Source organism: Streptomyces sp. NRRL WC-3742, assembly GCF_000720635.1.
In the GTDB taxonomy this organism is placed as follows: domain Bacteria; phylum Actinomycetota; class Actinomycetes; order Streptomycetales; family Streptomycetaceae; genus Kitasatospora.
Genome location: NZ_JOCF01000092.1, coordinates 1 through 13,704, shown reverse-complemented (window position 1 = coordinate 13,704; position 13,704 = coordinate 1). Strand labels below are relative to the sequence as shown.

General features: G+C 69.6%; 14 protein-coding genes and 1 pseudogene. 10 read left to right on the top strand and 5 right to left on the bottom strand.

Annotated features, from left to right (window positions below):
• Nucleotides 1-70: 70 nt before the first annotated feature.
• The 3 genes from IH61_RS43510 (at nucleotide 71) to IH61_RS0135600 (ending at nucleotide 2,961) form a co-directional block, all read left to right on the top strand.
• Nucleotides 71-493 carry an ATP-binding protein gene (locus tag IH61_RS43510; protein ID WP_158845643.1) on the top strand — a complete coding sequence of 141 codons (423 nt, stop codon included), beginning with the start codon at nucleotides 71-73 and terminating at the stop codon, nucleotides 491-493.
• 381 nt (nucleotides 494-874) lie between these two features.
• Nucleotides 875-2,017 (top strand): Mu transposase domain-containing protein, encoded by a 1,143-nt coding sequence (locus tag IH61_RS0135605; protein WP_051838595.1) that lies wholly within the window; start codon nucleotides 875-877, stop codon nucleotides 2,015-2,017.
• Nucleotides 2,014-2,961, top strand: a complete 948-nt coding sequence (locus IH61_RS0135600; protein WP_031077693.1) for a hypothetical protein — start codon at nucleotides 2,014-2,016, stop codon at nucleotides 2,959-2,961. Before IH61_RS0135605 ends, IH61_RS0135600 begins: the two co-directional genes overlap by 4 nt.
• Nucleotides 2,962-3,108: 147 nt before the next feature.
• On the opposite strand, the gene IH61_RS41980 is transcribed toward IH61_RS0135600, so the two are convergent.
• Both IH61_RS41980 and IH61_RS0135590 read right to left on the bottom strand, forming a co-directional pair.
• Complete coding sequence (locus IH61_RS41980) at nucleotides 3,109-4,233, bottom strand: ParB/RepB/Spo0J family partition protein (protein ID WP_051838594.1); 1,125 nt, start codon at nucleotides 4,231-4,233, stop codon at nucleotides 3,109-3,111.
• Entirely contained in the window at nucleotides 4,230-4,946 is a 717-nt protein-coding gene (locus IH61_RS0135590) for a ParA family protein (RefSeq protein WP_051838593.1), read from the bottom strand. The genes IH61_RS41980 and IH61_RS0135590 overlap by 4 nt, the downstream gene beginning before the upstream one ends.
• A gap of 255 nt (nucleotides 4,947-5,201) precedes the next feature.
• Here IH61_RS0135590 and IH61_RS47455 point away from each other — a divergent pair, with 255 nt between their 5' ends.
• Both IH61_RS47455 and IH61_RS0135580 read left to right on the top strand, forming a co-directional pair.
• Nucleotides 5,202-5,450, top strand: coding sequence for a hypothetical protein (locus IH61_RS47455; RefSeq protein WP_158845640.1), 249 nt, complete (start codon nucleotides 5,202-5,204; stop codon nucleotides 5,448-5,450).
• A 29-nt stretch (nucleotides 5,451-5,479) separates the two neighbouring features.
• The gene (locus tag IH61_RS0135580; RefSeq protein WP_031077688.1) at nucleotides 5,480-5,953 is read left to right on the top strand and encodes a hypothetical protein; all 474 of its coding nucleotides are present in this window, start codon (nucleotides 5,480-5,482) and stop codon (nucleotides 5,951-5,953) included.
• 305 nt (nucleotides 5,954-6,258) lie between these two features.
• Here IH61_RS0135580 and IH61_RS47450 read toward each other — a convergent pair whose 3' ends face one another.
• Entirely contained in the window at nucleotides 6,259-6,435 is a 177-nt protein-coding gene (locus IH61_RS47450) for a hypothetical protein (protein ID WP_158845636.1), read from the bottom strand.
• Between the two features lie 57 nt (nucleotides 6,436-6,492).
• Here IH61_RS47450 and IH61_RS0135575 point away from each other — a divergent pair, with 57 nt between their 5' ends.
• Nucleotides 6,493-7,230, top strand: a complete 738-nt coding sequence (locus IH61_RS0135575; protein ID WP_031077686.1) for a class I SAM-dependent methyltransferase — start codon at nucleotides 6,493-6,495, stop codon at nucleotides 7,228-7,230.
• 416 nt (nucleotides 7,231-7,646) lie between these two features.
• A complete protein-coding gene (locus IH61_RS0135570; protein ID WP_420714051.1) occupies nucleotides 7,647-9,254 on the top strand; it encodes an ISL3 family transposase in 1,608 nt (535 codons plus the stop codon).
• A gap of 8 nt (nucleotides 9,255-9,262) precedes the next feature.
• On the opposite strand, the gene IH61_RS0135565 is transcribed toward IH61_RS0135570, so the two are convergent.
• On the bottom strand, nucleotides 9,263-9,532 hold the full coding sequence (locus IH61_RS0135565) for a hypothetical protein (protein ID WP_324607640.1): 270 nt from the start codon (nucleotides 9,530-9,532) through the stop codon (nucleotides 9,263-9,265).
• A gap of 188 nt (nucleotides 9,533-9,720) precedes the next feature.
• Between IH61_RS0135565 and IH61_RS0135560 the strand changes: the two genes are divergently transcribed.
• A complete protein-coding gene (locus tag IH61_RS0135560; RefSeq protein WP_031077680.1) occupies nucleotides 9,721-9,993 on the top strand; it encodes a hypothetical protein in 273 nt (90 codons plus the stop codon).
• Between the two features lie 124 nt (nucleotides 9,994-10,117).
• Here the strand turns inward: IH61_RS0135560 and IH61_RS0135555 are convergent, their stop codons facing one another.
• Nucleotides 10,118-12,214, bottom strand: a complete 2,097-nt coding sequence (locus IH61_RS0135555; protein ID WP_031077678.1) for an AAA family ATPase — start codon at nucleotides 12,212-12,214, stop codon at nucleotides 10,118-10,120.
• 281 nt (nucleotides 12,215-12,495) lie between these two features.
• Between IH61_RS0135555 and IH61_RS0135550 the strand changes: the two genes are divergently transcribed.
• Nucleotides 12,496-13,080 carry a DNA-binding protein gene (locus IH61_RS0135550; protein WP_158845633.1) on the top strand — a complete coding sequence of 195 codons (585 nt, stop codon included), beginning with the start codon at nucleotides 12,496-12,498 and terminating at the stop codon, nucleotides 13,078-13,080.
• Nucleotides 13,081-13,087: 7 nt separating this feature from the next.
• Nucleotides 13,088-13,704 (top strand): annotated as a pseudogene (locus tag IH61_RS43505) (Mucin-19); the annotation flags it as partial.

The following is a 13,704-nucleotide window of genomic DNA, read 5'->3' as shown; positions in this document are numbered from 1 at the left end:
CGCCAAGCCACTGCCGGACCGCGAAGCACGGGATCCCGGCCTTGCCGGGGGAGGGAGTCAGGGGACCGCCATGACCTCCGCAGACTCGCCACGCTCGGACCCGCACGACACGCAGGGACGGCGCGTCACCATGTTCGTCCTGCCGGAGGCCCACTGCGTGGGACCCGTGCGCCATGCTGTGAACGCCATTCTCAGCCACTGGGATGTAGCACACCTCACCGACGACGCCGAACTCCTGGCCTCTGAGCTCCTGACGAACGCAATCCGGTACACCGATAGCGAGCACCGGATCAGGGTGACCATCGCGCTCGACCAGCGGTGGCTGTCGATCGGGGTCCGGGACCGCTCCGCGATTGCTCCCCGGGCGCACCGGGCAACCGCCTCCCAAGAAGGCGGGCGCGGGCTGCTCCTGGTGGAGAGCATCGCCGGCTCATGGGGGTACCGTTTCCACCTCGACGGAACCAAGACGGTTTCCTGCCGACTGCCGCTGTGAGGCTGTGCGCCGTCCCGGACCCCGCCGGCCGTGCCCGCCGCACAAACGGTTCGGCACCGGTCCTCACGGCGCGCGCGATTCGAGCGTCCTTCAATATGCAATTCCCGCGCCGCTCGGCAGAATTCCCCAAGAAGTGTACGAGATGATATTGCGGAGCCGGGGTGGAATTCCCGGTCGGGACAGCGGTAAACCCGCTCCCTGAAATTGCCCACGGAATATCCGGAAAGAAACGTTTCCGCTCCTTGAGCGGTTCGGTCGCATGCTGTATTTTTTCGACTATGCTTGGCGGCCGCCGCTAATTCAAGGCGCTTTGCGACGGCGAAATTCCGATAGCTGGGGGTCTGGATGCTGAGTGCAGAGGAATACCGAGAGATTTGCGCCATGCGCCACCAGGGCTGGTCCATCTCGGCGATCGCCCGGTGCATGGGCCGTGACCGCAAGACGGTCAGGGCCTACCTCAACGGGGAGCGGACCATAGGGGTCCGGGCGGAGACCCGTGACGAGTTCCTGCAGTTCGTCCCGTACTGCCAGCAGCGCCTCGACGACGATCCGCACCTGCAGGCGAGAATGCTCCACAGCGAGATCGTCGAGCTGGGCTACAACCGCGCCTACTCGACCTTCACCCGCGCCCTGCGCAGGCATCTGATGTGGCCGCGTCGCGGACCGCGCCACCGCAGGAGGGCCAGCCCCGGCCGAGGCCCCCTGGAAGACGTGCAGTTCGACTGGGTACAGCTCCCGGCCCCACCGGTCGAATGGGACTACGGGCAAGAGATGTACCTGCTCATGGGCTCGCTCACGCGATCCGGCCACTGGCGGGCCGCCCTGGCCGGCACCAGCGACCTCCCGCACTGCGTGGAAGCCCTGGACCAGGTGCTGCGCCGCCTCGGCGGCACCGGCGAGCGCTGGTTATTCGACCGGACTGCGCCGGTCTGCTCGACGGCCGGCAAGGTGACCGCCGTCTTCCACGAGATCGCGATCCACTACGGCGCCTCCATCGCGATCCGCCCCAGGACGGGAGCGCCCAACCCCGTCGTCCGCGCCCGCCGCTCCGTCGTCCTCCACTGGTGGGACACCGCAGCCGGCGAACCCGACGTTCAAGCGGCCCAGGACAGCCTCGACCGCCTGACCGAGCGCTCGGGCAGCCGGAACCGGCAGTCGGGCTGCCACACCCGAGCCCTGCTGCCCCTGCCCTCGAAACCATTCCCGGCGCGCATCTGCGTCCAGCGCAGGGTCGACCCCCGCGGACTCGTGCCGTTCGAGGGCAACTTCTACCTACTCCCGGCAGGTCTCGTCGGCAACGAGGTGAGGATCCGCCGACGGCTGGACGAACCCCACCTATCGATCACCACCACCCGCGGGGCGGTCATCGCCTGCTTCCGGAGGGCGCCGAGGGGGGCGGGCCGGACGGTCTCCGAGCACAACGGCCCGATCGCCCTGGAACGGCCCGGCCGGACGTCCGGCGCCGGGGCGCGAGCCCGCAGGACACCGTGTCCTTCGACTCTGCACCCGAGGACTGCTCCATGAGCATCGGACCGAGCACCAGCGCGCTGCTCGAGACCACCGGCCGCACCCGCAGACAGGACGTCACAGCGTCCTACGTGGCCCTGGCCCAGGCATGCGCGGCCACCGGCGACGACGCCCGGCACGCCGAGCTGGTCAGCGACCACCCTCACGACGTCTGGTCGCTGCCCGCTTCGCGCGCGATCGCCCTGGTACACACGGGTCAGGACGAGGCATGGGCGCTGGTGCGGGGCGCGGAGCTGCTGGAACAGCACCGGGTGGCCGTCGTCGCCCCGTACTACGGCGGCGTGCGCACGGCTGCCGGCCGGGCCGTCACCTTCTGGCACGACCCTGGGGAACGGCGCCGGGACGAGTCGCTGAGCGCCCGGGTGACCGCCGCGGTGCACCGGATCCATCCCGGGTCCGCACTGTGGCTGGAGGAGCACGACCCGTTCGCCGGCCTGCTGGACGGCCTGGACGACGCCCCGCTGAGCGGGTCCGCCCGCCGGTTCCTGTTCGAGTGCACCGCCTGGCTGCGCGCGGAGTGGGCAGGCATCGACTGGCCGACCCCGCCCACCGTCATCCTCGGCGCCCGACGACTTGCTCGCTGCCACGACGGCGGGACGCACCCGCAGCTGGCGCTGCGCAGACCGCTGTGGCGCGGCCACCGGGAGTGGGACCTGGTCGCCGCGCGCTGGAGCAACGAGCTGCTGCGCGGCCGCCGCGACGACTTGCAGGCATACCACCGCACCTACACCGCGCACGGCCGGACCGACGCCGCGATGCCCTGCGACCGCATCGGCGCGTGGTCGGGCTACCAGGTCGTGCGGGACCTCGTCGTGCTCACCGTCGTGATGGACACCGTGCGCCGTGCCCGCCTCGACTCCCGGACCCACGACCTGGCGGTCCACCAAGTGGCGTGCCTGCGCGGCGCCCGGCCGGCCCCGTGGGACTGGGGGCAGCGGTGACGGCGGCGGTCGGGTAGGAGAACCCGGTTTCAGCCCCACGGCTCCGTACGCAGCGCCGGGTAGCGCATCGAGGCCGAGGACGGCGGCGGGCGGCTGCTCGTGGTGGCGGACCCAGAACGGTGCCGCACAGACCAGGTGCCTTGGCGTTCATCGAGCCTGGGGCTCAGCCTCACGCCGCAGGAGCTCAAGCAACTCGGATGCGACCTGGACCGCCTGTCGGTGATCCAGCGCGTCGAGGAGCAGCCGTGCGGTCGCGTGGGGGTCAGACGGCAGCAGGCGGACCGTGACCACCGGCGTCCCGTCTGTGCCGGCGTCTCGCTGGTCTGGCACAGCAGCGGCGTAAACGGCGTTTACATCCGTGGGGCGTCCTTGCTCGTTGCCGACTGCCGGCTCAACGTGCGTCGGCGTGTAAACGGCGTTTACGTCGAGCGCAGGATCGACGGCAGGGGCGGCCTGTGCTGGAGCAGTATCCGCCTCACGTGCCGCCGGGCGAGCTCGCCCGGTTTTCCCCGCCACCCTCACCGCCTGCTTGTCGGCGGCCGCCTTCTTCGCGGCCTCGGCACGTTCGACCTGAGCCTCTGCGGTGAGTTTCCCGGCCCGCGCCTCCGCGCCAATCCTGCGTGCGTCCTCGATGGCCAGTTCACCAGCCCCTGCCTGCTCCTGAAGCTCAGGGGCCAGATGCAGCAGGGCCAGTCGCTGGCCTACCCATGCGCGGGACTTGCCGAGCTTCCGGGCCACTGCGGCCTGGTTTCCGTCGTACATCGTCTCGAGGAGTTGCTGGATCGCCTGGGCTTCCTCGAACGGCGAGACGTCCTCACGGTGAGCGTTGGCGATCAAGGCGGCTTCGACCATGTCGGCGGCGCTGGAGACCAGGTCGTCGTTCAGGTCCACGCGGAGTGTCTGGAGACCTCTCCTCTGCGCTGCCAGCAGCCGCCGGTTCCCATCGAGAGCGACGAAGTCGGCATCGCCGATCGCTTCCGCCTGCTCGGAGTGCGCGTCAAGGAACGCCGCCCGGCTGACCACGGTGATGGGGACGATCTGCTGCCTGCTCAGGCTCCCCGCGAGTTCGTCGATCGACTCGTCGTCAAGGCTCTTGCGCGGGTTGAGCGGGTTGAAGACGATCGAGGACACCGGAGCGGACGAGGCACGTCGAACCCGTCCCGTGGCGTCCAGGGCCTCACTGCGCGCCACTACTTCATCCTCACGCACGGCCCCCTGGGCGATGGCCCCGAACGAGCCTCCGCCGCCCTTCAGCTTCTTGGCGATGCTCATGCGAGCCTCCGTCGGATCTCACGCATGCGCTGCGCCTGGGTGGATGTGGGCGCGTACATGAGCAGCGGCTGCTTGACGTGGACTGCTTCCCGTTGCTCCTTGAGGTCGGGAACGACGGAGACGACGGGCGGGGTGCCGAGGGACTGCCACTCGTTGAGGGAGTGGGTGGCGACGTAGCCCTTGCGCTTGTCGAACTTGTTGACGACGAGGCCGAGTCGGTCGATGTCGACCTCGTAGTCGAGACTGACGGTGCGGATCTGGCTGTCGAGCATGGCGTAGGCGTCGGCGGAGGAGTCCTCGGCTTCCACAGGGATGAGGACTCCGGAGGCGCCTACCGGTTCGTTCTTGCGGCGGTGGCCGTAGTAGAGGCCGGCGTCCATCGCGAGGCCCAAGTTCGGGGGAGCGTCGATCACGATGACGTCGAAATGTTCCTCGAGTGGGGCGAGGGCACGTTGGAGGCTGGCCTCACGGGGGCCGCGGATTGATCCGAGCTGGGAGTCGAGCAGGAAGGCGTCGAAGCTGGAAGGCAGCAGGCTGAGGCGTCCTTCGAAGTGGTCGGGCTCGATCGCCACGACCTGGTCGAGGAGGTTACTGGCGACGCGGTCGCGGTCGACCATGTGGGTCACCAGACTCTCCTCGCCTGGCGGCGTCTGCTTGACGCCGAGCTGCGAGGTGAGGTGGCCTTGCGGGACCAGGCCACTGCCCACCCGCATCCCGGCCAACCCGCTCGGCAACCTCATCCGCGAGCAGCTCAAGCACCGCACCCCGGAACAGCTCGCCGAGCGCATCCGGCGGCGCTGGGTCACCCGCGGCTACCTGGCGAAGCTTTCCGGCTTGGACCCGCTGGAGACGGCCAAGACCGGCGTCGGCCTGGCGGTCGAGCTCGTCAAGCCCTCCCCGGATTGCCCGGACCTGTCCTGTGAGGACGGGGTGATCATCGGCTCGGGCTGCCGTGCAGGGCCTGCGAGATGCGCAAGGCTGACCGGCGTACCGGCAGCGGTGCAGGCGTCCCGCAGCAACATCCGGCGGCGCCGAAGGCGAAGTGGTGGTGCGTCACGGATGGCTGCGGGTTCACCGCGTACGGCGCGGGGCCGGCTGACGGCCTGTGCCACGACTGCCGTACCGAGATGGAGGCCGATCCGATCGACCCAGCCGAACTCGCGGAAGCGGCCCGCGCCTTCGCGGCGGCGGGCTTCCACCCCGACGTCGCGCACTGACCTGCCCACTCCCGAGATTGGACTCCGCCATGGAATCGGTTGCCCCGATCACCCACATCAACGCGAAGACCGGCCGACCCGGCTACGCCTTGTCCGTGTCGCACGACCCCATCACCGACCGTCGACTGTCGCTCGCCGACCTGGGCCTGTACGTGCGGTGCCTCTGGTTGTCCGACGTGTGCGGCGACCTGGGCGACGTGGACTGGTTCATCCGGGAGCTCGACATGCCCGAGGACGAGACCCGCGCCGGACTCCGGCGCCTGGCCGACGCCGGGTACATCGACGTCGTGGCACCGGAGTTCGCCGAAGCAAGGAAGGCGTTCCTGCGGGCCGAGGCGGTTCGCGAGGCCGCAGGGGAGGTCTGGGACCAGCTCAACGAGGACGAGTTCGTGGCCGTCGCCCGGTTCATCGACCTGGCCAAGGAACGCTCCGACCGCGCCTCACAGGTCTCTGCGGCGATCGCTCTGGCTGAATTCGAAGGCATCCGGACTCCCGAAGCCTGACCTACAGCTCCGGGGCTCACGTCGGACCCGGCCGTCTCAGCCCGCCTGGAGGCCCTCGGGCGCCCTTCTGGTCGACGATCATTCGGCGGCCGGGCAACCTGGCCCGGCCGCCGGTGAAGCAGGCCGGAGGCCGCGGCCAGGGTCGATGCCCTCCTCGGGTTGGCGTCGGGGCCTGCGGACGGTCCGGCCCTGCGGCGCCAGCGGCGGTACCCGTCGGGAGGTGAACGTACCTTCGTCCCCTCGACCCCACAGCGGTTCGTTCACCCTGAACGAACCGTCGGTGACGCAGGACGCCGATGGTCCGTTCACCCCTGAACGAACCCCGGGCCTGCTCGCCGGTCGCCGAGACGCCGGGCGGTGTCCTGTCTCGGTGAAAGTGGCGGAGTCTCGGCGAACGTGGCGAGTTCGGCCTTGTTCGTCTCGGTGAAGTTGGCGAAGGTGGCGGCCGTGCTGCCGTAGGCGGCGGGTGGGCTGCGGACCATGACTCACCGGTGCAGTAACGGATGGCCCACTGCGTCCGTCTTCGCTACGCTCCGCGGATGCGACACGCTGAGTTCTGCGATCCTCGCCTGGTCTTGGTGTACGACGCTGAGTGCCCGTGGTCGCGCGAGGACGATTTCTTCCTCTCCGTCGTCAATGAGGCCCCCAGTTCCCGGGTGTTGGATCTGGGCTGCGGGACGGGTCGGCTCGCGCTTGGCATGGTCGCTGTTGGCCATGCCGTGACGGGGGTCGATCCGGCGCGGGCGTCGTTGGAGGCGGCTCGTGCCAAGTCGAACGCCGAGCGGGTGACCTGGATCGAGGGCACTTCGTCGATCCTTCCTGCTGGATCGTTCGATATGGCGGTCATGACCAGCCACGTCGCACAGTTCTTCGTGGGGGACGAGGAGTGGGCGGGAACCCTTTCCGACCTCAGGCGCTCTCTTGTGTCTGGCGGCCGGCTGGTCTTCGACAGTCGTGATCCCCAGGCGCGCAGGTGGGAGCGGTGGAACCCGGTCGACTCCCGACGTCGGATCGTGTTGCCCGACGGTCGTACCGTTTCGGCGTGGACTGAAGTGACCGCGGTCCAGGGCGGCGCTGTCAGCTTCACCCATCACTACACATTCCCGGACGGCGAACGCCTCGTGAGCACTGCGACCCTCCGTTTCCGGTCCGAGGAGCTGATCCGGTCTTCGCTGCGGGGAGCGGGCTTCGCCGTGGAGGCTATCTACGGGGGATGGAACCGCGAGCCCGTCGGAACGGGAGATGGGGAGTTCCTCGTCATCGCACGCCGGTGCTGATCTGTGGCATCGGAAGATCAATTGCGAGGACAGCAATTGCGCCACTCGTCTCGGTGAAGTTATCGAAAGTGGCGGGCAGGCGGAGTCGCGCTTGATCACTGTGGTGGTATGACGGCTGTTCTGCGAGGTGTTGCCGGCGGTGCGCCAGCGTCGATCCGGGGTTTTGAGGTCGCGTATGTCGATGGTGACGGGTGCGGGCATCGGGTGGCTCTGGTCTGATGCGGCTGGGGTGAAGTTCGAGGATGGGCAGCCGGTTCGGCCGTTTCCGTCCTGGCGGGGCAGCGGAACTACCCAGGGTTGGCTTCGTTCACGTGAAGTGGTTCTGGCTCAACTTCCGTGGTGTGCGCACAGTGAGTGACGATGCGGCGGTGCGGTCGGCGTCGAGAAGTTGCCCGGAATTCGTCAGCGGCCAGGCCGTGGTGGATGATCTGGTGCCCCGGCTGGAGGGGCTGCTGTTTCCGTCGGTCGCGGGTGTCGCGGTGCTGTCGGTCGACGTGGACGTCGAGTCGGTGAACGTGAGGGTCAAGTCTTCGGCGGCGGGGCACAGCTGCCCAGGGTGCGGGGGATGGTCGACCCGGGTGCACAGCTCCTACCTGCGGTTTCCTGTCGACGGACCGGTCGGGGGAAGGCGGGTCCGGCTGAGCCTGCGGGTGCGGCGCTTCGTGTGCGGCGACCCGTTGTGCGGACGGCGGACCTTCGTCGAGCAGATCGAGGGGCTGACGCGGCGCCACGGCCGGTGGACCGAGCAGTTGCGGGCGACGCTCGCTTCGGTCGGTCTGGCGCTGGCGGGGCGGGCCGGTGCTCGGCTGGCCGGGGTGTTCGGGGTGTTGGTGAGCCGGAGCACGGTGTTGCGGTTGGTGGAGGAGCTTCCCGATCCGCAGCCGCGGGTCCCGCGGGTGGTGGGCGTCGACGAGTACGCGACGCGCAAGGGCCGCGCGTACGGGACGGTGCTGGTCGATGCCGAGACCCGCCGGCCGGTCGACCTGCTGCCCGACCGGGAGTCGTCGAGCCTGGCGGCCTGGCTGGCCGAGCGGCCGGGCGTCGAGGTCGTCTGCCGCGACCGCGCGCCGTTCTTCGCCGAGGGCGCCACCGCCGGTGCACCGCAGGCGGTCCAGGTCGCGGATCGCTGGCACCTGTGGCACAACCTCAGCGAAGCGGCCGAGCGTGCCGTCGCCCGCCACCGGCAGTGCCTGCGTGCCGCAACTCCGGTGCCCAGTCGAGCCGTTACCGTCGAGCCCACGGGCCAAGCGGAGAACGTGGACCAGCCTTGGCCGACGGGCTTCCGGTTCGCCGACCGCACCCGGGCCCGGCACGCCGAGGTGCACGCGCTGCTGTCCGCGGGGCATAGCAAGCGCGCCGTCCAGCGGCAGCTCGGCATGACCTGGCGCACGGTCAAGGCCCTGGCCGACGCCGCGAACCCGGAGGAGCTTTTCCGGGGCCAGTGGCAGGACCGCCCGTCCGTCCTGGACGAGTACAAGCCCTACCTCGACGACCGCTGGAACGAGGGCTGCACCAACGCCTGGAAGCTCTGGGAGGAGATCGTCCCTCTCGGCTACCAGGGCAGCTACCAGCGCGTCGGCGCCTACCTGCGGCGGAAGCGGACCTCGCCCCGGCCGGTGACCGCGCAACCGCCGTCGCCTCGCACCGTCGCTGGCTGGATTCTCCGGCGGCCCACAGCGCTGTCGGAGGCCGAGCAACTCCAGCTCAAGACCGTCCTGGCCCACTGCCCCGAGCTCGACGCCCTGACCCGGCACGTCCGCTCCTTCGCCGAAATGCTCACCGAGCGCCAGGGCCAGCGACTCCCGGAATGGCTCGACGCGGTTCGCCAAGACGACCTTCCCAGCCTCCACACCCTCGCCGCCGGCATCGACCGCGACCGCGCCGCCGTCATCGCAGGACTCACCCTCCCCTGGAACTCCGGCGTCGTCGAAGGACACGTCAACCGGATCAAGATGCGCAAGCGCCAGATGTTCGGCCGGGCCGGCTTCGCGCTCCTGCGCAAGCGTGTCTTGCTCTACTCGTGAAGGACAGGTCAGACCGCGTCATCAAGGAGCCCGAAGCCATCTGGAAACCCTTCCAGGAACACCCGCCGGGCGGGGTCGGAGTCCGCTTCGGCCATAGTCCCCAGCAGATCGATCAATTCGCTCCGCTGGCCGCTCGACAGCTTGCTGACCACATGGGCCACACCCTCCAAGACCTTGACGGCCTCGTCCGGATCCACCTGCTCGTCTTCACTGCCCTCGACGAACCACAGGACGTCCACCAGGGCCTCGGCCAGGGCTTGGGCCAGAGACGAGTACACGGGTATCAAGGTGGGCCCCCAGAAGGTCACGGCAGCAGAGTCCGGCCATCCCACCACACACCGCTGACATCACACTCAGTTAGCCCTCCACGGAAGTTGAGCCAGAACCACAACTCGCGTCTAAAGCCACTCCCCTGATGTCCGCTTTCGCGGCCACGCTGTCGGCCCCGGCTGGGATGCTGGCCGGTATGGACGACGAGGCGCTGCTACGAGGCCGGGTCTACGGAGCCGACCACGACGACCCCGACCCCGGCCCACGTCCCGGGCACGAGTACCGCGAGTTGGTCGCAGGCCCGCTCGACGGACTGCTCCTGGACGTCACCGGCTGGGCGCCGGAGCAGCTGGCCGACGGCGCCGCGCTGATCACTGAGATCGGCCGGTACGGCGCAGGCGGCCGCGCCCACTACGAACCCCGCCCCGCGGATCCCTCCCGCTGGGACTGGTCCGGCGACACCCCCTGACACCACCGGGACTAACCCCGGCAGCAGTGCGGCGCCCGCCCGCCCAGACTGGAAGGAGACCGGTCCGCGTCCGAACCCCCGAGCGGGCGGCGGACCGGTTTCACGGCATTGAGGCGGGCAGTCATCACCGACCGGGTGATCGGTTTGTACGGGTGTTGAGGTGAGTGTGGATCTGCCTGTACAGGTTCAGGACCTCGGCTGGCATTTCGGGGTGGGCGGCTGCGAACGCGGCGCCGATGCGGGGCTTGCTGGAGCGGTGCTCGGCCTGGACCTTCTCCAGCAACAGCTTGTCCAGCCGCTCAAGGTATGCCTCAATCTCACCGGCCTTCGTTCCGTCGTTGCCGAAGGTGTCGGCCAAGGTGAAGATGCCAGCGCGGTTCCAGTAGTCCCGCCAGGTGGTGAACCCGTTCTCCAGGGCCGGACGATCAGATGGGGCTAGGCCGAGCTTCATGAGCTGCTTGCCGAGTTTGGCTGTGGGGGCGAAGGCCGGGCCGTCGGCGACGACCGCCCAAGGGATCCCGAAGGCTTCCAGGTAGTTGATGTATCCGCCGAAGCTGGCCTCGCCGCCCACGTCGACCATGGCGATGTTCGCGCTTCCCGGGTCGCCAAGGCCAGCCGGGTCCTGGTTCCACCACTGGCTCAGGGCGCCGAGTTCGGTGGCCCCTTCGCACAGGATGACGGCCGAGGCGAACAGCAGGGCCCGCACGTCGGCGAGGAGCAGGCGCTGCATCCATGCGCCGAGCTGCTCCCGGTGCTTGTCTGTCAGGGAGCTGACGTGGGTTCCGTCGGTTCGCTGGGTGAGGCGTACGACGCGGTCCAGGTCCGCGATGTCGGAGCAGGGGATCAGGTCGGGGCTGTGCGTGATGACGATCCCCTGCACGTCGACGAGGTGGCGGGACAGGCGTCGCTGCACCGTGGGGTGCAGGTTGACGGCCGGTTCGTCGAGTACGACGACGCGTCCCGGCTCGCCTGCCAGCAGGGTGGCGAGTAGGAGGGCTTCCTGGACGCCCGCGCCAGCGAACTGGGCGACCTGGTTGCCTTCGGCCGGGCCGACGAGGATGTCGATCGTGAGCCCCGCGTTGGGTGAGGGAACGCTGCGCAGGTGCAGGTCGAGTCGCGTGATGTCGTGGAAGACCTTCCGGACCTGTGCGAAGCGCTGCTGTTCCTCGATACTGCCGTTCTTGAGCCGGTGCAGCTCGGCGGCCACCGCGCTGCCGTCGCGCAGGTCGACGGGGCTGCCCACTTCGGCAAGCGGGAAGTGCCGCGCGAGGGGGAGCCGGCGGTTGTCGGTGAAGACCATGCCCTGGCGCAGCACCTTGGCGAGGACGAAGCGGAAGTCGTATCGGGTGTTTCTGCCGTGCTCGCGGCCCAGGGCGTCGGCGAGCGCCGCCAGGGCGTACGGTTCGGTGCCGGTGTCGTTCGTGAGGGGCGGTACATCGACGACCAGGGCTCTTGCGGCGTCGAGGTTGTTCAGGATGCGCCCGAAGTCGATCGCCGTCGGCTCGGCCTTTCCAGAGTGCGGTGACTTGTCCGTCCGTAGGAAGGAGCGAAGCACTGTTTCCTCGGATGTCTGCTTACCGATGGGCAGCCGCACGTTTCTCAGCAGCGGCGAGGCGGTCCGAAATGAGGCCACCGCGCCTTCAAACCAGGGCGGAAGCTGCCCTTGAACAAGCTGGCCGGCACGAGGGCCGCAGAGAATGAGCTGCATCTGCTGCTCGCCGTGGTTGAAGTTCCAGGCCGCCCACCAGCGGGACCGGTGACGTGCTGCGTACGCGACCTGCAGAGTGCCTCGGAATAGCGATTGAACGGAGTCCGCCGCGACGCCGAGCTCGGTGAACAGGGCGAACACGGCCTTGCTTGACGCCGCCGCCGCAGAGCCCCCTTCGTCGCGGATGTTGGCGGCGTTGGCGACCACTGCGGCCTCCATGAACAGCCGCACCAGCTCCTGCTCCTGGGGCCGGTCCAGTTCGATGTCGAGGCTGACGGTGTAGGCATCGGAGCCGAGCCGGCCCGCCTGGCCGTAGACCTCCAACGGGTCGGAGTCGTCGCCGGGGCCGCCGAGTCCCCGTTCGAGGACGAGGAGGGGGAGCGCGATAGCAGCGCTGAGGTTCGACTTCCCGGCGCCGTTGGGCCCGGTCACGACCGTCGTTCCGGGCTTCAGGGAGAGGCCGAGGGAAGCGAAGGAGAGGAAGTCCTGGGCCGCTATCGAGTGAATCTTCATCAGGTGTGCCGTTCGTCCGCGCCTGGTCAGTGTGAAGGAGCTTGGCAGACCACTGGATTCCCCGGCACCGGGATTTCGCCGACCCGATCGCTTGAGGGTGAGTCCCGGCAGTCAGCCCTACCGTCATGCTTATGCGACTTACTAAAAAGGCGTGGACGGTGCCGCTAGGTAGGCGTAGGGTCTCCCTAGCGTTTCAAGTTAGATGAATAGGCGTGGAGGTTGTGGGTGTGTTCGTGACGACCGGTCAGGCCGGGACGGTACTGGGGTGTTCGATCCCGACGGTGAAGAAGCTGATGGCCACCGGCGTGGTCCCCGGTGTGCGCGAGCAGGGCCGGCAGGTGTTCCCGCTGGCGGCGCTCCAGCAGTTGCAGGCCCGGCCCGTCGCCGAACTGACTGTGCTCGGCATGGCCGAGGTGGCGGTGCTGCGCTCGGACGCCCCGACCCGGGTCGAGGAGCCGGACCGCGACTGGATCGGCTTCGGCGCCGCATTGAACGAGGCGCAGTTGCTGGCCGCGTTGTCCGGCTGGTGGCGGTGCGACCCGGCCCGGGTTGCGGCTGGCGGAGTGCTGCCGGTGACGGTGGCCGGGTTCGTCGTCGCGGTGCTGACCGGCCTGGCCGAGTGGGAGTCGGATGGCACCGCCGGCACCGCGGGCCGGTTCCGTTTCCCGAAGGCGCGCCTCGCCGGCTACCTGAGGGACCTCACCGCCCCCGCGAACGCCGCCGCCCCGGCCGACCCCGAGGACGCCCGCCTGGCGGGCCAGCTGCTCGGCACCCGCCTGCCGTCCGTCTCCGGCGGTCCGATCGCCTACGTCCCCACCCGCCCGACCACCGCCGACCAGCCCGCCACCGCCACCGAGGGGGAGTGACGCTCTGATGGACCGGAAGTCGTACACCGCCGAGCTCGCCGGTCTGCGCGAGCTGCGTATCGAGATCACGGCCGCCGAGAAGCAGGTCGCGGCCGCGCAGAAGGAGCTGGACAAGCTCACCGCCCAGCGTGCGCGCAGGGTGGCCGGGCTCGCGGGGTACGAGGGCGCCCAGGCGCCGGCCATCGCGAAGGCATCCGGCCTGTCGGTCGGTGACGTCGTGCGGATCGCCCCGCTGCTGGACCCGACCCCGGCTGCCGTCCGGGCCGCCAAGACCGACGACCAGGCCGCGCCCGCACCCGTCGAGGCGCCGAAGGCCGAGCCGGCCGCCGAGCCCGCCGTCGCGGTCGCCCCGGCGCTGACCCGCCCGGCTCCCGTACTCGAGCAGCAGGCCCCGGCCGTCGAGGCGCCTACCGAGGTCGAGGACCAGGCCGCCGTCGCCGAGCAGGCCACCCCCGCCGCTGCGCCGGTCGTCCCGGCGGTTCCGGTCGCTCCGGTCGCTGCCGCGCTGCGTCCGGCGGTCGAGGCCGGTCCGCGTGAGCTGCCCGCCCTCCCCGAGGGCCCGGCGGGTGCCCGGTTCGAGGCCGTCACGACGGGCCTGGTGTCCAAGCGCCCGAACTTCGTTCA

Excerpts from the sequence above, each read along its gene's own strand:
- IH61_RS47450 (WP_158845636.1), bottom strand. The coding sequence starts at position 6,435 with ATGGTCCGCAGCCCACCCGCCGCCTACGGCAGCACGGCCGCCACCTTC.
- IH61_RS0135555 (WP_031077678.1), bottom strand. The coding sequence starts at position 12,214 with ATGAAGATTCACTCGATAGCGGCCCAGGACTTCCTCTCCTTCGCTTCC.
- IH61_RS43510 (WP_158845643.1), top strand. The coding sequence starts at position 71 with ATGACCTCCGCAGACTCGCCACGCTCGGACCCGCACGACACGCAGGGA.
- IH61_RS0135605 (WP_051838595.1), top strand. The coding sequence starts at position 875 with ATGCGCCACCAGGGCTGGTCCATCTCGGCGATCGCCCGGTGCATGGGC.
- IH61_RS0135560 (WP_031077680.1), top strand. The coding sequence starts at position 9,721 with ATGGACGACGAGGCGCTGCTACGAGGCCGGGTCTACGGAGCCGACCAC.
- IH61_RS0135575 (WP_031077686.1), top strand. The coding sequence starts at position 6,493 with ATGCGACACGCTGAGTTCTGCGATCCTCGCCTGGTCTTGGTGTACGAC.
- IH61_RS41980 (WP_051838594.1), bottom strand. The coding sequence starts at position 4,233 with ATGAGCATCGCCAAGAAGCTGAAGGGCGGCGGAGGCTCGTTCGGGGCC.
- IH61_RS0135580 (WP_031077688.1), top strand. The coding sequence starts at position 5,480 with ATGGAATCGGTTGCCCCGATCACCCACATCAACGCGAAGACCGGCCGA.
- IH61_RS0135600 (WP_031077693.1), top strand. The coding sequence starts at position 2,014 with ATGAGCATCGGACCGAGCACCAGCGCGCTGCTCGAGACCACCGGCCGC.
- IH61_RS0135590 (WP_051838593.1), bottom strand. The coding sequence starts at position 4,946 with ATGCGGGTGGGCAGTGGCCTGGTCCCGCAAGGCCACCTCACCTCGCAG.
- IH61_RS47455 (WP_158845640.1), top strand. The coding sequence starts at position 5,202 with ATGCGCAAGGCTGACCGGCGTACCGGCAGCGGTGCAGGCGTCCCGCAG.